The 20,368-nt window shown below is 71.7% G+C and carries 16 protein-coding genes; 4 read left to right on the top strand and 12 right to left on the bottom strand.

Going from position 1 to position 20,368, the window contains the following annotated elements; genetic code table 11:
* Positions 1 to 20: 20 nt before the first annotated feature.
* Together CF165_RS45545 and CF165_RS45540 are read left to right on the top strand one after the other, a co-directional pair.
* Complete coding sequence (locus CF165_RS45545) at positions 21 to 1,043, top strand: aldo/keto reductase (RefSeq protein ID WP_093953848.1); 1,023 nt, start codon at positions 21 to 23, stop codon at positions 1,041 to 1,043.
* On the top strand, positions 1,040 to 1,903 hold the full coding sequence (locus CF165_RS45540; RefSeq protein ID WP_093953847.1) for an LLM class flavin-dependent oxidoreductase: 864 nt from the start codon (positions 1,040 to 1,042) through the stop codon (positions 1,901 to 1,903). Before CF165_RS45545 ends, CF165_RS45540 begins: the two co-directional genes overlap by 4 nt.
* Positions 1,904 to 1,997: 94 nt before the next feature.
* Here CF165_RS45540 and CF165_RS45535 read toward each other — a convergent pair whose 3' ends face one another.
* Positions 1,998 to 2,414, bottom strand: coding sequence for a MarR family winged helix-turn-helix transcriptional regulator (locus CF165_RS45535; RefSeq protein WP_093953846.1), 417 nt, complete (start codon positions 2,412 to 2,414; stop codon positions 1,998 to 2,000).
* Positions 2,415 to 2,467: 53 nt separating this feature from the next.
* On the opposite strand from CF165_RS45535, the gene CF165_RS45530 reads away from it, so the two are divergent.
* Positions 2,468 to 2,878 carry an SRPBCC family protein gene (locus CF165_RS45530; protein WP_093953845.1) on the top strand — a complete coding sequence of 137 codons (411 nt, stop codon included), beginning with the start codon at positions 2,468 to 2,470 and terminating at the stop codon, positions 2,876 to 2,878.
* A gap of 48 nt (positions 2,879 to 2,926) precedes the next feature.
* On the opposite strand, the gene CF165_RS45525 is transcribed toward CF165_RS45530, so the two are convergent.
* From CF165_RS45525 to CF165_RS45480, 10 genes are all read right to left on the bottom strand, one after another.
* The gene (locus tag CF165_RS45525) at positions 2,927 to 4,966 is read right to left on the bottom strand and encodes a cellulose binding domain-containing protein (protein WP_240522112.1); all 2,040 of its coding nucleotides are present in this window, start codon (positions 4,964 to 4,966) and stop codon (positions 2,927 to 2,929) included.
* Positions 4,967 to 5,046: 80 nt separating this feature from the next.
* Positions 5,047 to 8,391 carry an error-prone DNA polymerase gene (locus tag CF165_RS45520; RefSeq protein WP_167441768.1) on the bottom strand — a complete coding sequence of 1,115 codons (3,345 nt, stop codon included), beginning with the start codon at positions 8,389 to 8,391 and terminating at the stop codon, positions 5,047 to 5,049.
* A gap of 131 nt (positions 8,392 to 8,522) precedes the next feature.
* Positions 8,523 to 9,728, bottom strand: a complete 1,206-nt coding sequence (locus tag CF165_RS45515; protein ID WP_093953842.1) for an RNA polymerase sigma factor — start codon at positions 9,726 to 9,728, stop codon at positions 8,523 to 8,525.
* Positions 9,725 to 10,078 carry a YciI family protein gene (locus CF165_RS45510; protein WP_240522119.1) on the bottom strand — a complete coding sequence of 118 codons (354 nt, stop codon included), beginning with the start codon at positions 10,076 to 10,078 and terminating at the stop codon, positions 9,725 to 9,727. Before CF165_RS45510 ends, CF165_RS45515 begins: the two co-directional genes overlap by 4 nt.
* A 23-nt stretch (positions 10,079 to 10,101) precedes the next feature.
* Positions 10,102 to 10,827, bottom strand: coding sequence for a dihydrofolate reductase family protein (locus CF165_RS45505; RefSeq protein WP_093953840.1), 726 nt, complete (start codon positions 10,825 to 10,827; stop codon positions 10,102 to 10,104).
* A gap of 105 nt (positions 10,828 to 10,932) precedes the next feature.
* Positions 10,933 to 13,236, bottom strand: a complete 2,304-nt coding sequence (locus CF165_RS45500; RefSeq protein WP_093953839.1) for an Orn/Lys/Arg family decarboxylase — start codon at positions 13,234 to 13,236, stop codon at positions 10,933 to 10,935.
* Positions 13,237 to 13,413: 177 nt separating this feature from the next.
* A complete protein-coding gene (locus CF165_RS45495; RefSeq protein WP_240522111.1) occupies positions 13,414 to 14,064 on the bottom strand; it encodes a beta/alpha barrel domain-containing protein in 651 nt (216 codons plus the stop codon).
* Positions 14,065 to 14,187: 123 nt separating this feature from the next.
* Entirely contained in the window at positions 14,188 to 15,786 is a 1,599-nt protein-coding gene (locus CF165_RS45490) for a DNA polymerase Y family protein (RefSeq protein WP_439098554.1), read from the bottom strand.
* 91 nt (positions 15,787 to 15,877) lie between these two features.
* Positions 15,878 to 16,594 (bottom strand): DnaE2-dependent mutagenesis accessory factor ImuA', encoded by a 717-nt coding sequence (imuA', locus tag CF165_RS45485; protein WP_093953838.1) that lies wholly within the window; start codon positions 16,592 to 16,594, stop codon positions 15,878 to 15,880.
* 126 nt (positions 16,595 to 16,720) lie between these two features.
* A complete protein-coding gene (locus CF165_RS45480; protein ID WP_093953837.1) occupies positions 16,721 to 17,296 on the bottom strand; it encodes a GNAT family N-acetyltransferase in 576 nt (191 codons plus the stop codon).
* A 116-nt stretch (positions 17,297 to 17,412) separates the two neighbouring features.
* Here CF165_RS45480 and CF165_RS45475 point away from each other — a divergent pair, with 116 nt between their 5' ends.
* A complete protein-coding gene (locus CF165_RS45475; protein ID WP_093953836.1) occupies positions 17,413 to 18,873 on the top strand; it encodes an NAD(P)/FAD-dependent oxidoreductase in 1,461 nt (486 codons plus the stop codon).
* Here CF165_RS45475 and CF165_RS45470 read toward each other — a convergent pair.
* Complete coding sequence (locus tag CF165_RS45470) at positions 18,801 to 20,327, bottom strand: alpha/beta hydrolase (RefSeq protein WP_093953835.1); 1,527 nt, start codon at positions 20,325 to 20,327, stop codon at positions 18,801 to 18,803. The genes CF165_RS45475 and CF165_RS45470 overlap by 73 nt on opposite strands.
* Positions 20,328 to 20,368 lie beyond the last annotated feature (41 nt).

Here is a 20,368-nt window from a genome sequence, read left to right as displayed (position 1 = left end):
CTGCCACGGAGGCACCCCCCATGCAGTACCGCACCTTGGGCCGCACCGGCGTCCAGGTCAGCACCCTCGCGCTCGGCGCGATGAACTTCGGCACCATCGGGAACACGACCCAGGACGAAGCCACGGCCATCGTCGACGCCGCGCTCGAAGCCGGGATCAACCTGATCGACACCGCCGACATGTACAGCCAGGGCGGGTCGGAGGTGATGGTCGGCAAGGCGATCGCCGGCCGCCGCGACGACATCGTGCTGGCCACGAAGGCGACCCTGCCGATGGGCGAGGAGCGCAACCACCGCGGCAACTCCCGCCGCTGGCTGGTCACCGCGCTGGACGACAGCCTGCGCCGCCTCGGCGTCGACCACGTCGACCTCTACCAGATCCACCGCTGGGACCCCACGACGAGCGATGAGGAAGCGCTTTCCGCACTGACGGACCTGCAGCGCGCGGGCAAGATCCGCTACTTCGGCTCGTCGACCTTCCCCGCGTACCGCATCGTCCAGGCGCAGTGGGCCGCCCGCGAGCACCACCTCGGCCGGTACGTCACCGAACAGCCCAGCTACTCGATCCTGCAGCGCGGCATCGAAGCCCACGTCCTGCCGGTGACCGAGGAGTACGGCATGGGCGTGCTGGCGTGGAGCCCGTTGGCTTCGGGCTGGCTGTCGGGCGCGATCCGCGCGGGCCGGGAAATCGACACCAGCCGCGCGAAGGTCGTCCCGCAGCGCTTCGACCTCGACATCCCGGCCAACCGCGCCCGGCTCGACGCCGTCGAGCAACTGGCCAAGATCGCCGACCAGGCGGGGCTTTCCCTGATCCAGCTCGCTCTCGGCTTCGTCACCGCGCACCCGGCCGTGACCAGTGCGCTCATCGGCCCGCGGACGCTGGACCACCTGCGCTCGCAGCTCGAAGCCGCCGACACCGTGCTGCCCGCCGACGTGCTCGACGAGATCGACGCCGTCGTCGCCCCCGGCACCGACCTGGCCCCGGACGAGAAGTTCGACACCCCGCCGGCGCTGCTCGACCCGTCCCTGCGGCGGCGGCGATGACCCCGAGCTTCGGCATCATGACCCCGCCGCAGCAGGTCGGCTACGACGAGGTCCTGCGCGTCTGGCGGGAAGCCGACACCGTGCCGGAGATCGAGCACGCGTGGCTGTTCGACCACCTGATGCCGATCGGCGGCGACCCGGACGGCCCGATCTTCGAAGGCTGGACACTGCTTTCGGCGCTGGCGGCCCAGACCTCGCGGATGCGCGTCGGCCTGCTGGTCACCAGCAACCGCTTCCGGCCACCGGCGATGCTGGCGAAGATCGCCACGACCGTCGACATCGTCTCCGGCGGACGGCTCGACTTCGGCATCGGCGCCGGCTCGCGCCCGAGCCATCCCTTGGCGCGGCGTGAGTACGACGGTCACGGCCTGCCGTACCACGGCCAGGCGGACGCCGTCGCGGCACTGGCCGAAGCCTGCACGGTCATCCGTCGCTTGTGGACAGACGACGCGCCGTTCGGCTTCGAGGGTTCGCACGTCCGGCTGACCGGGGCGTTCGGCAACCCGAAGCCGGTGCAGCGCCCGCACCCGCCGATCATGATCGGCGGCCGGGCGAGCGCGACGCTGCGGGTGGTGGCCGAGCACGCGGACCTGTGGAACATCCCGGGTGGCGGCGACATCTCGGATCTGGCCGGCCGGAGCAGGCTGCTCGACAAGTACTGCCAGGAGATCGGCCGCGACCCGGCGCAGATCACCCGCTCGATCTTCCTGCCGGTGGACTACGAGCGGCCGGGGCTGACGCGGGGCAAGATCGCCGAGGCGGCCGACGCCGGGTTCGGGCACTTCGTGCTCGGCCTGACGAACCCCTACCCCGACGGGGTCGCGCAATGGGTGGCGGAGGAACTGATCCGCCGGTCGTGAGGTCGGGCAGGCCTCCGGCCCCCGGTTTCCAGCGTACCTGGCGGCACCGACAGTTTTGGCCGGCTGACTGGCTGACCGGCGGCGGCCGCCGCGGTCAGTCCGCGTTCGCGAGGTGGGCCAGGGCCGACCGCAGTGACCGCCGCGCTTCCGGCGTGAGGCCGGCGAGCTTGCGGTCCTCCACCTCGCGGATCTCGTCCCGGACCGCCGCGTGCCGCCGGGCGCCCTCGGGCGTCAGCCGCACGACGCGCGCGCGGCGGTCACCCGGGTCGGGCTCGCGGACCACCAGCCCCGCCGCTTCGAGGCCGTCGAGCAGGGCGATCAGGCGGGTCTTGTCGTAGTGGATCTGCTGGGCCAGCACCAGCTGGCTGGGCGCCGCCCCGCGGGCCAGCGCCGACAGCACGACGTACTGCCACATCGAGAAGCCGTGACGCTCCAGCACCGGCCGTTCGGCCTCGGCCATGCTGCGCCCCGCCCCGGCGCAGAGGGCTCCGAGATCGTCGTCCTCGTTCACCGGCGGGATATTACGCGTGGACGCATCGTACGCATGTGCGTATCGTTCTCCCTATGACATCATTCGCACCCGGGCGTGCCGAGACGCGCACCCTTTCCGTCGCCGCCCCGCCGGAGCGGGTCGTCGAATACCTGTCGGATCCCCGGCACCTGCCCGAATGGGCGCCGGGTTTCGCCACCGCCGTCGACCACGAACACGGCGACGTCTGGCGAGTCGACACCGGCGACGGCCCGCGGCGAGTCGCCGTGCGGGTCGCCGCGGCCCACGGCGTGGTCGACTTCGTCAGCGCCGACGCCCCGAACCTGGGCCTGTTCACCCGCGCGGTGCCGAACCTGGCGGGCGCCGAGCTGATCTTCAGCCTGTTCTTCCCCGAGGGCACCGAACCCGCGGCCGTCGACGCGCAGATGGCGGTCGTCGGCGAGGAGCTGCGGGCCGTGCGCGAGCGCGTCGAACGACGTGAATGACTCATTCACGTCGTCTGGCGACGTGAATGAGTCATTCACGTCACCGGCTCAGCCCGCCGCGCAGACGACGCCGTTGAGGCTGAACGCCGTCGGCAGGATGTTCGGCCCGCCGTAGTCGGCGGTGAACCCGACATCCACCCCCGAAGCCGGCGCAGCCGACGACGACACCGTCACCGTCGTCCCGTTCTGGGCCCAGGTGCCGTTCCAGCCACCGGTGAGCCGCTGCCGCGCGGTGGGCCAGCTGAACGTCAGCGTCCAGTCCCCCACGACCCCGGTGGCGGTGACGTGGATGCCGCCGACGAAGCCGCTCGCCCAGTCGGTCACGTCGGTCATCCGGACCGTACAGCTGCTCGCCGCCGGTGCGCCGGTGGTGAACGTCAGCGGTGGCGACGCCCAGGACACGTTCCCGGCCGTGTCCCGCGCCAGCACGTTGATCGTGTACCGGCTGCCCGGGACGAGGTTCCCGACGTCGAGCGACGTGCCGGTGGTCTCACCCCACTGTTCGCTGGTGGTGCCCACCTGGCGGTACACCTCGTACTTCGCGATCGGGTGCCCGCCGGGCGCGGCCGGGGCCCACGTGATCGTCGCGGTCCGGTCGGTCGCCGTCGCGCCGGGCTGCCCGGGCGTCCCGGGTCCGGCGGACGCGCTGGAAGCAGCAGTGTGCAGCACCAGGGTGGTCAGCGAATACGGCGGCAGGGTCTGGGACGTGCTCGTCCCGGTCGTGGCGCTGCTGATCGACGTCGCGCCGTTGGTGAAGGTGAACACCTGCGGCGCGGCCGCCGACGGCGTGTAGCCCGCGTAGTCCAGGGTCACCGCCCTGGCCTGGTCGGGATCCTTGTTGAGCAGCAGCACGGCGAGGTCGCCGTTCGCCCGGCGGACGGCGTGCGCGCCGACGAGCGGGTCGTCCGCGCCGGCGCGGACGAACTGGTCCCCGGGACGCGCGAACGTGCTCAGCATCTTCAAGCCGTAGTACGGCGCGAAGGGCGTGTTGAGCGCGGGCTCGCAGACTCCGCCCTCCAGGCACGTGGCGCTGGAAAGGATCCCGGAGTCGCCGTAGTCCGGATATCCGGCCACAGTGGACAGTTTGGCGCCGCCGTTGTGCGTGTCCCACCAGTCGATCGTGAACACGCCGTTCTCCAGCAGCGAGCTGTAGGTGTCGGCGGCGAACAGGGCGCCGGGCTGGGTGTCCATGCCGACCGGCGTGTTGGTCTCGGTCATCGCGATGCCGATCCGGCCGGAGTTCGCGCCCGCGTACCGGCTGATCTGCTCGCGCGCCGCGAACATCATGTCGTTCACCTGCTCCGGCTTGGCGAGCGCTTCCGCCGCCGTCGAGCCGCTGGGGTACCAGTGCAGGATGACGAAGTCGATGTGCGGGCCCGCGATCGACAGCACGGTCTGGTTCCAGGTCGCCGTGTCACCGGAGCCGACGAGGCCGTCCGGCCAGTTTCCCGGGGTCGTCAGCACGGCGCCGATCTTCACCCCCGGATCGGCCGCCTTCATCGCGTCGGCGTAGGCGACGACGCCGTTGGCGTAGGCCGCCGGGCTCTTGTCCGCGTGGTTGTCGGCTTCCCAGTTCGCCCCGTAGTGCCCGTTTCCGTAGAGCTCGTTGCCGATTTCCCAGTACTTGACGCCGTAACCCTTGGTCACGTTGGCGTACCGCACCCAGTCCGCGGCTTCCTCCGGCGTGCCGGTGCCGTAGTTGGCGATGATGATCGGCTGGGCGCCGGCTCTGCGCACACCGCCCATGAAAGTGTCGAAATCGGTGTTCGGCGCCACGTAACCACCCGGCGCGGTGTTGTCCTTCCAGTGGTAGATGTCGCCGTAGGAACCGCCGGGGTACCGCATGGTGCGGACACCGGCCGCGCCGAAGAGGTCGGCCACCTCGTCGGTCCCCAGCTGGCTGTCCCACACCGCGTGGTTGATGCCGATCCCGGTGTCCGGCATGGTGGCCAGCCCGGCTTTGGCGTTGACGGTGACCGTCGCCGCGGGGGCGGTCGCCGCCCCGGCGGTGGCCCCCATTCCCCAGACCGCCGCGGCGAGCACGGCGATCACCGGCCACGCTGCCCAGCGCAGACGTCGAGCTGTCATGAAGATCCATCCTCACTTCGTCGGGACGAACGGATGACTGGGAGCGCTCTCAGCGAGAGAACCACCGAGGCGGCCCGAAGTCAACGGAAGTCGCGCGAAGGCCCGGTCCGCAGCGAAAGATCGAGGCTTTCGATGCGGTCGGCGACGAGCGTGACGACCCCTTCGGCCGCCTGGACCTGCCCGCGGACGAGCAGCGCGGCACTGGTGCGGGCGACGAGCCGCTGCCGGCGCCAGAGCCCGGGCGAGACGAGGACGTTGGCCATGCCGGTCTCGTCTTCGAGGTTGAGGAAGGTGATCCCGCCGGCGGTCGCGGGCCGCTGCCGGTGGGTGACCGCGCCGCCGACCCACACCCGCGTCCCGTCCGGCACCCGCGCGAGTTCGGCGGTGGTGATCGCGCCGCGCTTTTCGAGGACTTCGCGCAAATACTCCACCGGATGGCTGTCCGGCGAGACGCCGGTGGCCCACAGGTCCGCCGCGGTGACCTCCAGCCGCGTCATCCCGGGCAGCGCCGGGGCGTCGAGTCCCGGCGCCAGGCCCGGCAGGTGCCCGGGCCGGGTGGCCGCCGCGGCCCCGGCGGCCCAGAGGTCCTGGCGCCGGTCGCCGCCGAACCCGCTGAACGCTCCCGCCGTGGCCAGTGCTTCGGCGGCGTTCTTCTTCAGCGGCACCCGGCGGGTCAGGTCGCCGATGCTCGCGTACGAGCCGTGGGCTTCGCGTTCGGCGACAATCGCCTTCGCGACGTCTTCGCCGAGGTGGCGGACGCCGGCGAGGCCGAGCCGGAGCGCGACGCCGCCGGTGCTGCCGGGGTCGGGTTCGAGGGTGGCGTCGGCGAGGCTGGTGTTGATGTCGGGCTCGCGGATGTGGACGCCGTGGCGGCGGGCGTCGGCGACCAGGGACTGCGGGCTGTAGAAGCCCATCGGCTGGGCACGCAGCAGCCCGGCGCAGAACGCGGCCGGGTAGTAGCGCTTGAACCACGCCGACGCGTACACCAGCAGCGCGAACGACATCGAGTGCGCTTCCGGGAAGCCGTAGCCGGAAAAGGCGTGGATCTGCTCGAAGATCCGGGTGGCGAGTTCGCGGCCGATCCCGTTGGCTTCGCAGCCGGCGAAGAACCGCGCCATCAGCGCCTTCATCTTCGCGCTGGACCGCTTGGCGCCCATCGCGCGGCGCAGCTGGTCGGCCTCGGCCGGGGTGAAGCTCGCGACGTCGACCGCCATCTGCATCACCTGCTCCTGGAACAACGGCACCCCGAGCGTCCGGTCCAAACTGGACGCCAGCAGCGGGTGCGCGTGCGCCCACTTCTCGTCGCCGCGGCGGCGCCGGATGTAGGGGTGCACCGAGCCGCCCTGGATCGGGCCGGGCCGGATCAGGGCCACTTCGACGACGAGGTCGTAGAACTCCCGCGGCCGCAGTCTCGGGAGCGTGGCCAGCTGGGCGCGGGATTCCACCTGGAACACGCCGACCGCGTCGGCTTCGCAGAGCATGTCGTAGACCGCCGGGTCGGCCAGGTCGAGCTTCCCGATGTCCACAGTGGATTCGTGGTGGTCGGCGACGAGGTCGATCATGTGGTGCAGCGCCGAAAGCATGCCGAGGCCGAGCAGGTCGAACTTGACCAGCCCGACGGTGGCGCAGTCGTCCTTGTCCCACTGCAGGACACTGCGGTCTTTCATGGTGGCCCATTCCACCGGGACCACTTCGGACACCGGCTGCTTGGAGATCACCATGCCGCCGGAATGGATGCCGAGGTGGCGCGGGAAGTCCTCGATCCGCGCCGCCAGCTCGAGGACGTCGTCCGGGATCGCCCCGGCCGCCTGTGCTTCTCGAGTGCGGCGGACTTTCGTGGCGACCACCCCGCCCCAGCGGTCCACGAGCTTGCCGTAGGCGTCCTGCTGCCCGGGGCTGTGGCCGAGCGCCTTGGCGGCGTCGCGGATCGCCGAGGGCGCCCGGTAGGTGATGACGTTGGCGACCTGGGCGGCGTGGAACCGGCCGTGTTTTTCGTAGACGTACTGGATGGCTTCCTCGCGGCGCCCGGACTCGATGTCGATGTCGATGTCCGGCGGCCCGTCGCGCTCCGGCGCGAGGAACCGTTCGAACAGCAGGTTCCACTTGACCGGGTCGGCGTGGCAGATGCCCAGGGCGTAGCAGACCGCGGAGTTCGCCGCGGATCCCCGGCCCTGGCAGAGGATGTCCGCCTCCTTGCAGAACCGGACGATGTCCCACACGACCAGGAAGTAGCCGGGGAAGTTCAGCTTCTCGATGATGTCCAGCTCGTGTTCCAGCTGCGCGTACGCCTTCGGGTTGTCTTCCCGCGTCCCGTAGCGCTTCGCCGCGCCTCGCCAGGTCAGCTCGATCAGGAACGACATCTCGTCGTGCCCGGCGGGGACGGGGAACGGCGGCAGGTCGGGGGCGACCAGCCGCAGGTCGAACGCCACTTCGACGCCGAGCACGGCGGCGCGTCCGACCGCGCCCGGGTAGCGGCGCTCGAACCGGCGCCGCTGTTCCATCCCGGACCGCAGGAACGCCTGCCCCGACGGCGGCCGCCACCCTTCGAGGTCTTCGGCCGCCCGCCGCGCCCGGACGGCGGCGACCACGTCCGCCACGACGGCGTCGTCCGGGCGGGCGTAGTGCACGTTGTTGGACACGACCGTCGGCAGCCGGAGTTCCCTGGCCATCGCGGCGAGGAGGTCGTTGGCCGTGTCGTCCGGTGGCTGCCGGTGATCGATCAGTTCCACGGCGACGTGCGACCGCCCGAACCGGTCGACGAGCCGGCCCAGCTCGGCACGCGCGGCGGCCGGGCCGTTCCGGGCGAGCGCCTGCCGGACGGCACCCTTGCGGCAGCCGGTGAGCACGACGACGTGCCCGGCCAGCTCGTCGGTGAGTTCGTCGAAGTCGTAGACCGGGCGGCCTTTCTCCCCGCCGGCGAGCTGGGCGCGCGAAATGACGCGGCACAGCCGGTGGTAACCGGTTTGCTGCCGCGCGATCACGAGCAGGTGCGACCCCCGGGGGTCCGGCTCGCCGGCCTGCGGAGCGGGCAGGCCGAGGGAAAGCTCGGCCCCGAACCCGACGCGCACGCCGAGCTCCCGTGCGGCGTCGTTGAACCGCACGGCGCCGTACATGCCGACGTGATCAGTCAGCACGAGCGCGTCCAACTCCAGCCGCGCCGCCTCCTCCACCAGCGCCTCGGGATGGCTGGCACCGTCGAGGAAGCTGAAGTTGGAGTGGACGTGCAGCTCGGCGTAGGGGGCGCGGATCCGGTCCCCGCCGTCGTCCCGCCGCCGCCGGTTCCGCAGGTCTTCGGGTGCCCCGGCATAGCCTTCGCGTTTGCGCGACCACGCGGGGGCGTCGTTGCCGTCCCCGGGCACGGGAGCGCGCCCGGAGGCGATTCGCTCCACTTCGGACCACGGCACGCTCGGATTGTTGAACGCCAACACCAGCTCCCACCGATTTCGCTGTGGGGAAGCCAGCGACTACTGTTCGAACACACGATCGACCACTGTGGTCCGATCCTGCGCCGAGCACGCTTCCGGTGTCAACCGTGACCGGCCACAAGCGACAGTCGTCACCCCAGCCGCGCGGCGCGGGTCAGGAGGTGGCGCCGCTCGGGTTCGCTGGTGGTGCGCCGGGCCGCCTCCTGGTAGCCGGTGCGTGCCGCGTCGTGGTCGCCCGCCATCTCCAGCAGGTGGGCCCGCACGGACACCAGGTGGTGGGAGGCGGAGAGGCGCTCGTCGGCCGAGAGGGCGTCGAGCAGGGCCAGCCCCGCGGCGGGTCCGTGGACCTCGGCCACCGCCACCGCCCGGTTCAGCGTCACCGCCGGGTTGGGTGCCACGCGTTCCAGAACCGTGTAGAGGGCCAGGATCTGCGGCCAGTCGGTGACTTCCGCGGTGGGTGCCTCGTCGTGGACGGCGGCGATGGCGGCCTGCAGCTGGTACGGGCCGATCGGGCCGCTCGACAGGGCACCGGTCACGAGGGCCACGCCCTCGGCGATGGCTTCGGGGTCCCAGAGCGTCCGGTCCTGCTCGCTCAGCGGCACCAGCGACCCGTCCGGGGCCGTGCGGGCCGGACGGCGGGCGTCGGTGAGCAGCAGCAGGGCCAGCAGCCCGGTCACCTCGCCGTCGCCGGGGACCAGCCGGTGCAGCTCGCGGGCCAGCCGGATGGCCTCGGCCGTCAGCTCGGCCCGCACCAGCCGCGCCCCCGACGTGGCCGTGTAGCCCTCGTTGAAGACGAGGTAGACGACCTGGAGAACGACGCCGAGCCGCTCCGCCCGCTCGGCAGGGGGTGGCAGTTCGAAGGCGGCTCCGGCCGCCTTGATGCGGTGCTTGGCCCGGCTGATGCGCTGGGCCATGGTCGCCTCGGGCACGAAGAAGGCCCGGGCGATCTCGGCGGTCGACAGGCCACCGACGGCCCGCAGCGTCAGCGCGATCTGCGACGGCGGCGTCAGCGCCGGGTGGCAGCAGAGGAACAGCAGCGTGAGGGTGTCGTCGCCGGCTTCGACGTCACCGGCGGGAGGAGGCGCGAGAAGCGCATCGGCCTCCTCCCGCCGCCGGCGTGCGGCGTCGCTGCGCACCTGGTCGGCGAGGCGGCGCGACGCCACCGTCACCAGCCACGCCCGCGGGTTCTCCGGCCACCCGTCCACCGGCCACTGGGCGGCAGCGGCCACCAGCGCTTCCTGGACGGCGTCCTCGCAGGCGTCGAACTGGCCGTAGCGGCGCACCAGCACGCCGAGCACCTCCGGAACCAGCCGCCGGACGGCCTGCCAGCCGGTCACGGCTCGACGTCGGCCTCGTGCATCAGCGGCCGGACCTCGACACCCCAGTAGCGCGCCGACGGGGCGCGAGCCGCGATCTCGAGTGCCCGGTCCATGCTGTCGCAGTCGACGATCATGAAGCTGCCCAGGAACTCCTTGGCCTCGGCGTAGGGACCGTCGGTCACCACCGGCGTCCCGTCGGTGACCCGCACCATCTTGGTGTTCACCTCGTCGGCGACGCCGTAGGCGCCGACCAGCTCACCCGACTCGAACAGCTCCTGGTTGAGCGCGTCGGTCTCGCGGATGACCTCGGCGAGGGCATCCGCGCCGATCGAGTTGAACGCTTCTTCGTTGCCGTAGATCAGCAGCATGTACTTCACGGGTCGTTCCTCTCTCACTGTCCGGTCGCGGCCGGTCCGACCAGGTCGCCGCTCGCACCGCGATCGTCCAGCACCAGCTTCGACCGCCCGGTGACGGTATAGCGGATGTGGGTGACCCCGGGCGCGTCGACGACCCGGGCGGGGACCAGCTCGATGCCGTCGTCCGCGCCGAGACCGAGGCCGGGGCCGAGCAGGCGCTGGCCGTCGCCCAGCAGCACCGGGGCGATGTGCAGCTCGAGCTGGTCGAGCAACCCGGCGGCCAGCACCTGGCGCAGGAGCTCCCCGCCGCCGGCCACCGCCACGTCCTTGTCGCCGGCGGCGGCCCGGGCCAGCTCGACGGCCCGCTCGGGTCCTTCGGTGACGAAGGTGAAGGACGTGCCGCCCTGGCGTTCGAGCACCTCACGGGGACGGTGGGTGACGACGAACACCGGGGCGCGGAACGGCGGTTCCTCGCCCCAGGGGACCTCGCCGGCGTCGAACATGCGCCGGCCCATGACGTAGGCCCCGGCCGCGGCGAACGTCTCCTCGACGATCTGCGAGTCGACCGACTGCTCGCCGCCGGCGAAGCCCTGCCGTTCGCGCCAGGCCATGGCGTCGACGGCCCAGCGGGTGACCCGGAAGAAACCGGGCGCTTCGGGCCCCCGCATCCAGCCACTCATGTCCTGGTTGCCCCGCGTGTCCCGCGGCCCGGTGTAGAAGCCGTCGAGGGACACCGACATCTGGGCGGTCACCTTGGTCATCGTTCGCGCTCCACTCCTGGTGGCGGCCCCTTCGGCCGCCGGTGTGCCCATGAGTCGGAGCCGGCCGGCCGTTCTCGACACGCACCGGCGAGCGATTTGAAAAGATCACGGGACGCGGAGGCAGGTGATCCAGTAGTCGCCGTCGGTGCCCCTCGTGACACCGTGGGTTTCGCTGGGGAAGCCCGGGAAGTGCCGGTCGAAGTCCTCCAGCGCCCGCAGGTACCGCAGCGTCGGCTCGTCGTGGCCGCCGGCGTTCTCGCCCGGCATGAGGACCGGGATGCCCGGCGGCGTGGTGACGACCTGGGTGGCGACCGTGCGGTGGGCGAGCTCGGCGAGGCGGACCGGCTCGGTGCCGCCGCGCAGCAGGCGCTGGTAGGTCTGCGCCGGGGTGAGCTCCGGGCGCGGCGGGTGGGTGAACGCCGCGTCGAGCAGCGGGATGAGGTCGCTCTTGCGCAGGTGGGCGTGCATCTGGTCGCACAGGTCCCGCAGGGTCAGGTCGCCGTAGCGGGCGGGGTGCGCCTCGACCAGGGCGGGCAGGACGTCGGCGAGGCACGCGCCGGTGTCGTAGAGCGCCTTGAAGTCGAGGAGCCCGTCGATGAGCGTCCCCCACTTGCCTTTGGTGATGCCCATCGAGAAGAGGATCAGGCAGGTGTACGCGTCGGTCTTCTCGACGACGATGCGCCGGGTCTCGAGGTAGGCGGTGAGGATCCGCGCCGGGATGCCCTGCTCGGCCACGGTGCCCGCGGCGTCGGTGCCCGGGCAGGTGACGCTGACCTTGACCGGGTCGAGCAGGCAGTAGCCCGCCTCCAGGCCGGGGAAGCCGTGCCAGGCCGCCCCCGGTTCGAGGCTCCAGCAGGCGGGCTCGGTGCGCAGCAGGTCCAGCGGGGCGTCCGCGAACGGGTAGCGCTGTCCCGTGCGCGGATCGCCGACCTCGTCCGGCTGCCACGTGCCGAAGAACCACGCGGGCCGGTCCCCGGCGGCGGCGATGCGGCGGCCGATGCGGGCGACCGCCTGCCGGAACCGGATGGCTTCGGTGACAGCCTCGTCGACCAGCCACCGGCCACCGGGCCCGTCCATCATGCCGGCGGCGACGTCGAGCCCGGCGATCATCGGGTACAGCGGTGAGGTGGTCGCGTGCATCATGAACGTCTCGTTGAACTGCCGGTGCTCGACCGGCGACCGGGGCGAGTTCTTGACGTGCAGCATCGCGCTCTGCGACATCGCGGCGAGCAGCTTGTGGGTGGACTGGGTGCTGAACACGGTGGGCCGGACGGCGTCGGGCACCGCGTCGCCGTCGACGGCCATGCCGTAGCGGCGGGCGTAGAGCGGGTGGAACCGGGCGTAGGCGAACCACGCCTCGTCCAGGTGCAGCCGCGGCACGCTGGCCCCCAGCAGCTCGGCGACGCGGACGGCGTCGTAGCACAGGCCGTCGTAGGTCGAGTTGGTGATGACGGCGTACACCGGTTCCGGCGCGGCGGCCGCGGCCGCGAGCGGGCTGCGCGGCACGAGGTCGCCAACCGCTTCCCGGCCCAGCGCGGCGGGCGGGATCGGACCCATCAGCCCGTAGCCGTTGCGCGTGGGCACGAGGTAGACCGGGCGGCCGCCGGTCAGCGTCAGGCCGTGGTAGATCGCCTTGTGGCAGTTGCGGTCGACGAGCACCAGCTCGTCGGTGGCGATGCTGGCGTGCAGGGCGATGCGGTCGCCGGTGGAATCGCCGTGCAGCACGAAGTACGTCAGGTCGGCACCGAAGATCCGGGCGGCATTGCGCTCGGCGTCCCCGATCGGCCCGGTGTGTTCGAACAGCGAGCCCAGCTCCGCCACGGAAATCGAGAGGTCGGTGCGGAAAAGCCGTTCACCGTAGTAGTCGAACAGCGCCCGCCCGACCGGCGATTTCAGGAAAGCGACCCCGCCCGCGTGGGCGGGTGTGTGCCAGGAGTATTCGTGGGTGTCGTCGAACCGCCGGAGTTCCCGGAAGAACGGCGGCAGTATTTCATCCCGGTAGCGCCGCGCGGCGACACCGATCCGGCCGGCGATGAACCCCGGCGTGTCCTCCAGCAGCCACACGTATCCGCAGATGACTTCGGAAACCCACAGCGGCAGATCGTCCACCGACGTCGAAGTGGTCACCAGGAAGACGGGAAGCCGGGTGAACCGGCCGACCAGGGCCTTCAACACGGCTTCGGCAGGTGATTCCCGGTCGCCATCGGGGGCCTGCAGGTCCCAGCTCACCAGCGCGGCGGTGAGATCGGCCCGGCTTTGCACGAGGGCGAGCGCGTCGTCATCGGTGCCGGCGCGGACGACATCGTGCCCGTCCGCGGCGAGGTGTTCGCAGATCCGCACCAGTTGCGCATCGAGCACCGAACCGGGCGCGATGCCGTCCAACGCCAGCAGAACCGTCGAACCACCCACGGCGACTTCCTTTCCGGACAGCGAATTCCCAGGTATAGATGGTGGTCGGGGGCAGCGTCGATCGGCCGGAAGTCTGATGGCCGCCTCTCGTTCGGGGAATTCACGGCACAATGGGTGTTCATGGGGCGCGGCCTTCTCACACTTTCGGGTGGCTGCGAGGGTTGGTGACCACGGTCGTCACCGCCGGGAAGATCTCGCGGGTACAGCCGAATTCCTGGTCATCGCCTTCCACGTCACCGACGGTGAGCGGTGTTGGAGTCTCTTCGCCGGTGGCAGTGCGGATCCTTGGGTGAGTCGGTCCGGCGTTGGCGCGTGTGGGTGTGGGCCCGTAGCCGTGTGGCTGCGGGCCTGTCCCATGCTGTGGTTATGCCGCGAAGGGCAAGGGTTGGTGCAGGTTGTTGCGCCTCGGTTTTCGCTGTTTGTCCAGGAAGGCTGGTGGGAGGAATTCGGGGAGGCCGTCGGTGGGGATACGGACTTGCCATCCTGAGCGGTGCAGCAGCCGGTGGTGGTGGGCGCACATCCCGACCGGGCCACCACCCCCGTGGCGGCCGCCAGGGCCGGAATCGGAGTGCCATCCAGGCTCAGGCCGGGGTTGACCGCCCGCGCCCGCTTCACCATCCGCTCAGCCGAAGACTTCGGGACATCCGCGAGATGCTCCAGCAACCGGGGCACAGACCGGTAGCCGAACAGCTCCAGCACACCCCGCTGCTCGATCTCGACCAGCAGCGCGCCCAGTTCGGCTTCGGCGGACCGGATGCACGCGAACAGCGCACCGATACGGTCGGCCAGGGCCACCGCATCAGACTGCCAGAGCGCGTGTTCGGTCATAACTCAAGATTACCGGCAATCGAACACCTGTCATCACACGAACAGGTAGCGATAAACCCAACTGTCACAGCGGCGGAACACCCCACGAGAAAGGCGGCACGGCGAAGCCGTATCTTGAAAGTCTCAATCATAACTGCCCTCAACAGTCCACTGTGGATCATCACCGACAAAAGCCTTGAGCAACAACGCGATACCCCCGTCCAAGACAACCTGGATCCGAACAAGAAGCGGCTCACGACGCGAAGGAAGAGCCGGACGCAAGACCCAAGGACCAGCCGAGCCGAGAACACGCAGCGACGGACCACCGTCAACGGCAACGAAAGCAGGCGGATAACCGAGTTCACCACGCGCGCTGCAGCGGACAACGTCGCCGACCGCGTCGAGCACGACGGCCGGCCGCGGGGACAACACCGTCGGCGACGGCGCGGGCAGCCGTCCGGGCCACGGCCGGTCCGCGGTGACGGGACGACGCGGCTCGCCCCACGGGATGAGCCGGACGCGCTCGGCGGGTCCACGGCCACCGTCCAGCAGCGGGGTGACGACCGCGTCCGGGCCCAGCAGGCCCTGGATCCGCACCAGGGCACGGCCGGCGCGCTCGGCGGCGTCGGCGTCGCGGCCCATCGACCCGAGCTGCAGCTGCAGAGCCTGCCCGCCAACGACTTCTTCGGGGTCGAGGCGCAGCCGGACGATGCCGGCGGTGGGCCGGTCGCGGGCGGTGAGCCAGCCTTCGCACTGCCAGCGGACGCGGTCGGCCGTCGAGCGGGCGGTGAGGGGCTCGGCGCAGCGCCAGACGCGTACGCGTTCTTCGCCGGCTTCGGTGACGGCGACGATGGCCAGGCGGGTGCAGGCGAGGCCGTGGTTCGCGAGCCCGGCGAAGAAGCGTTCGCCGAGGGTCTTCGCGACGAACGCGGCTTCGTCGACGCGGTGCAGCGGGTGGTCGAACTCCTCGGTGACCGTCAGGTCCGGCGGGAGGGCGCGGCGGAGCGGGGGCCGTTCCGCCAGGCCGCGCGCCTGCCGGTGGGCCACGATGGCGTCGCGGGGGAACCGGCCCGCGACGTCGCGCTCGGCCAGTGCGGCGAACGCGCCGAGGGTGCGCAGGCCCAGGCGGTGCAGGAGGCCGACGAGCTCGCCACGGTCATCGCCCGGCTGGTTCAGTTCGGTGACCGGCAGGGGCGCGAGGAACTTCGCCGCTTCGCCGGCGGGCACGAGGGCGGCGCGGCGGGCGGCGAGGGTCGCAGCGAAGAGCCCGTCGGCGATCCCGACCTGGCATTCGACTCCGGCTCGGGCGGCGACTTCGTCGATGAGCAGTTCGGCGAGGGCGGCTTCCCCGCCGAAGTACCCGGCGGCCCCGCCGACCGGCACGGCGACGACGCCGGGCCGAACGACCTCGACCCCGACGGCCTGCCGCTCGACGGCGGCGGCGACGGGTTCGAACAGCCGGGCATCGCGGTCCGGATCGTGTTGGTGCACAACGAGTTCCGGGCACCGCGCCTGCGCATCCCGCCGCCGCATCCCCCGCCCGACCCCGCCGCGGCGCGCGGAGGCGGAGCAGGCAACAACGCGGTTGCCGGAGAAAACGGCGGCCGGCGCGGCGGGCGGAGTCCCAGCGGCGGCGCCCGCGGCGACGACGGGCCAGTCCGGGCACCACAGCACGAGCAACCGTGGAGCGCCGCTCATCTCACGGCCCAGGCCGGTCGGCACCAACGACCTCGTGTTGCGCATTGAAAATCGGTCGACGTTCGGGGGGATGGGTCCCGGTCGACGAACCTCGGGCGCGCAGCACCTGCCGCACTCACCGCGGGCAGCACCCCGCTCACCCAGCCACCCCGGCCAGCCACCGCTCCGAAGGCCCGCCCGCCACCACGACAGCACCACCCGGACCCGGCAGCCGAAGCCGCACTGACAGTGGCCGCGCGGCCGCGCCGCGGCCCCGGCTCGTCGCCACCACGTCGCGTGCCTTCAAGTGCCCGTAGCCGTCCTGGGTGAGGCCGTGCCAGCGGCGGTCCGACACCGTCAGCTCCAGGTCTGCGCCCGGCCAGGGGCCGACCGTCAGCACCACCGTGCCGCGGTTGCGGGCCCGGCCGGCCAGCCTGCGGGCGAGCTGCGGCTGCGCGCCGCCCGCGAGGGACGGGCCCAGCACCACCAGGTCGAAGCCGTCCACCAGGGCCGACAGCACCGCCACCAGCTCCGCGCCCGGGTGGGGCACCAGGGCGATCCGCTCCAGGTCGACGCCGAGCTCCGCCGCCGCCGCGAGGCCCAGCTCGGGCAGTCCCGTCACCGCCGCCCAGGAGCCTTCGCGGGTCGGTGCCGCGAGGAGCGCCAGCACCAGCGACGTCGCCCCGCGCACCGCCACCGTGGTGCCGCGCCGCAGCCCGCCGTCGGGCAGGAGCCCCGCCAGCTCGGGCAGCACCGCCAGCAACCCGTCCGGGCCCGGATCAGGGCCCGAACCCCAGTCCGGGGCGCGCAGCTGCGACGCCGTGCGGACGCCGGGGATCGCCGTCAGCCCGGCCAGCGCCTCCGGCACCGCCACGACCGCTCACCTCCAGCACCACGTACTCGTACCGGAGACACCCGCGAACCACAGGCGAACCCAGGACAATCATCGAACACTTGTTCGCATAGTGCGAGACGGAAGGCCGCGCTGTCAAGCCGGGGGTCACCCCACCGGGTGGCCCGGAACCACCCGGCTCACGATCCACGCGTGCCCGCCGACCTGGCGCCCGCGGGCGAAGCCGAGCTCCTCGAACAGCTCCACCGTGGCGCTGAACAGGAACCTGGCCGGCGCGTCGCGGCCGGCCGTCACCTCGGAGACGGCCTCGACGAGCCCGCCGCCGGCCCCGGCGATCTGGTCGAGGGCCCCTTCCAGCGCCGCGCGGGCGATGCCGTGACCCCGGTGCTTCTTGTCGACGAAGACGCAGGTGATCCGCCAGTCCGGCCGGGGCGGCGGGTCCTTGTCGTACTCGCGCCGGTGCTTGATGCCGGGCAGCTCGCCGGGGTCGCCGTACTGGCACCACCCCTGCGCGGCGCCGTGCTCGTCCAGCACGAGGGCGGCGTGCGCGCCGCCCGTCCGGACCCGCTCCTCCTTGATCGCGCGGCGGACCGGGCCCCGCTGACCGCGTTCGGGGTGGAACCCGAGGCACCAGCAGCCGCCGAAGATCCCGTTGTTGCGCTCCACGAGTTCCGCGAACGCGTCCCACGTCGAGGCGTCCAAGGGCCGGACAGTGTGCGCCATCCGCGGAATTCTGCCGTGAACCCGGCCACTGCGGCCAGGCCCGGCTGTGACGCGCATCGCGGTCACACCTTCCTCCGCCGGCTCGTCCAGGGGGTGAAGCGAGAAAAGGGGACGAGATGCGCCGGATCCTGATCGTCGGTGGTGGTTACGCGGGTTTCTACACCGCCTGGAAGCTGGAGAAGAAGCTGCGTCGCGGCGAGGCCGAAGTCACCCTCGTCGACCCGCGGCCCTACCTGACCTACCAGCCGTTCCTGCCCGAAGTCGTGGCCGGTTCGGTCGAGGCGCGGCACGCCGCCGTGTCGCTGCGGCGGCACCTGCGCCGCACGCACATCGTCGCCGGGAAGGTCACCGCCATCGACCACGCCCACCGTGTCGTCACCGTGCAGCCTCCCGACGGGAAGGCTTTCGAAAGAAGCTACGACCTGATCGCCGTCACCGCCGGCGCCGTCACCCGCACGCTGCCCGTGCCCGGCATCGCCGAGCAGGCCATCGGCCTCAAGCACGTCGAAGAGGCCGTCGCGATCCGGGACCGGCTGCTCACCGCCTTCGACCGCGCCGCCGCGCTGCCCGCAGGCCCGAAACGACGGAAGCTGCTCACCGTCGCCTTCGTCGGCGGCGGCTTCTCGGGTGTCGAGGGCTTCGGCGAACTGCTGTCGCTGGCGACGGCGTTGCTCGAGCGCTACCCGGAGCTGCACCGCGACGAACTGCGGTTCCACCTCGTCGAGGCGTCGGACCGCATCCTGCCCGAGGTCACCGACCGGCCGGGCCGCTGGGTGGTGCGGGAACTGGAGCGGCGAGGCGCCCACGTCCACCTGAACACCCTGGTGACGTCGGCGAAGAACGGTCACGTGACGCTCTCGACCGGCGAAGAGTTCGACGCGGAGCTGATCGTCTGGACCGCCGGCAACGGTGCCAACCCCGTCGTCGGCCGGCACACCGACCTCCCCGTCGACGAGCGCGGCTACCTCGTCGTGCGGCCGGATCTGCGGGTCGAGGGCGTGGCCGACGCCTGGGCGGCCGGGGACGACGCCGCGGTGCCCGACCTCGCCTCGCCGGTCCCGGGCGCGCGCACCGTGCCCAACGCCCAGCACGCCTACCGGCAGGGAAAGCTGCTGGCCCGCAACATAATCGCGACGCTGCGCGGCCGGGAGCCGAAGAACTACGTCCACCACAGCCTGGGCGCCATCGCGACCCTCGGCCTGGGGCGCGGGATCTTCCAGTACCGGAAGCTCGTCGTCAAGGGACTCCCGGCGTGGCTCATGCACCGCGGTTACCACGTGCTGGCCGTGCCGACCTGGGAACGCAAGGCCCGGGTCCTCGCGGTGTGGCTGACGCAGGCGCTGTTCGGCCGCGACATCCTCAGCCTGGCTTCGGTGCAGCACCCGCGGGACGCAGTGTCATCCGAGGCTTCGCCTCGGGCCGGGGGCTCCGCCACCCGGACCCCCGAAGAGCCAGCCGTCGTGGCGGCGGGCCTCACCGTCGCCGGTGAGGCCCGCCCCGGCGATCAGCCCGCGAACGGGCTGGCGTCGATCCCGCAGGTCTGGCCCGCGGCCGGGAAAGTACCCGAGATCAGGTAGTCCCGCTTGACCTTCTCGGTGCACGTGCTCGGCACGTACATCGAGGAGTGCCCGTAGCCCTCGGTGACGAACACCCGCGCCCGGGCCAGCTCCGCGGCGCCGTCACGGGCGCCGTGCAGCGGGGTGGACGGGTCGTAGCGGTTGTTCAGCACGAGGATCTCCGCCGACGTCGGGCGGTTCCACGGGCCCGTGTAGCGGTCGGTGTCCTTCGCCTTCCAGTACGCGCAGCTCATCATGTCCAGCACCGCGATCCGCCCGAAGTACGGGACGCGCTGGTCTTCCGACTCGGCGTAGCGGCTGTAGATCGCCGGGTCGGTGGGCACGTCGCTGTCGCTGCACTGGATGGCGTTGAACGCCTCGGTGCGGTTCGAGGTGTACTGCTCACCGGCGACGGCAGCCGCGGTACGCAGGCCCGCGGCGGGAGGAGCGTCGTAGAGGCGCTGCAGCAGCGCGGCGATGTCCGGCCAGCCCCGCGAGTCGGACAGGTCGGCCGCCGCGTTGATGATGCCCGAGTACGTCCACGTCTCGCCGTCGCTGACGATCGGGGCCTGCTTGGCGCGCGCCGTGAGCGCCGCCCACTTCGCCTTCGGGTCACCGGAAGAGAACGCGCACTTCGGGCCCGCTTCCGTGCACAGCCGCAGGAACTGCTCGAAGGTCTGCGCGATGCCGGTCGCGACGTCCTGCCGGGTGTCCAGCGGGACGCTCTTGCCGTTGCCGTTCTGGCCGGTCGAGTTGCCGGCGAAGTCCATGGTGCCGTCGAACACCATCGCCCGGATCCGGTTCGGGAACAGGTTCGCGTACGTCGCCCCGAGCTGGGTTCCGTAGGAAATGCCGTGGTAGTTCAGCTTCGAGTCGCCGACCGCGCGGCGCAGCATCTCCAGGTCACGGGCCGTGTTGGCCGTCGAGACGTGCTCCAAGATGGGGCCCGCCTTCGCCGAGCAGCGGTCGGCGAGCTCCTTCGACTTGGCGTAGAAGGCCGCGTTGCCGCTCGGGTCGCCCGGCATCTCCGGGAACGAGCCGAAGAACGCCTGCTGCTCGTCCACGGTGTCGAAGCAGCGGACCGCGGCGCTGTTGGCGATCCCGCGCGGGTCCCACGAGACCAGGTCGAACCGCGCGCGCAGCTCGTCGGAGAACAGCCACGGCCACTTGCCGCGTTCCCGCAGCCGCTGCAGGCCGGACGCGCCGGGGCCGCCGAAGTTGACGAACAGCGAGCCGATCCGGTGCGCAGGATCGGTGGCGGGCAGCTTGATCAGCGCGAGGTCGATCTTCGCGCCGGACGGCCGGTCGTAGTCCAGCGGCACCGAAGCCTTGGCGCACTGGAAGCCGTCCTGACAGTCGGTCCAGCTCAGCTGCGGCGTCGGCACCTTGTCGATGGAATCGGGTGCCGCGGACGCGACCGCCGGTCCCGCCGCGACGGCCATCGAGACACCGAGCGCGACGACCACGCCGCGCACGATGCCTCCCCCAGAAAAACGAGGCACGAAAAGTCCCTTCG

This window comes from Amycolatopsis vastitatis (assembly GCF_002234595.1).
GTDB classification, from domain to species: domain Bacteria; phylum Actinomycetota; class Actinomycetes; order Mycobacteriales; family Pseudonocardiaceae; genus Amycolatopsis; species Amycolatopsis vastitatis.
This window is presented reverse-complemented; position numbering and strand designations above follow the sequence as displayed.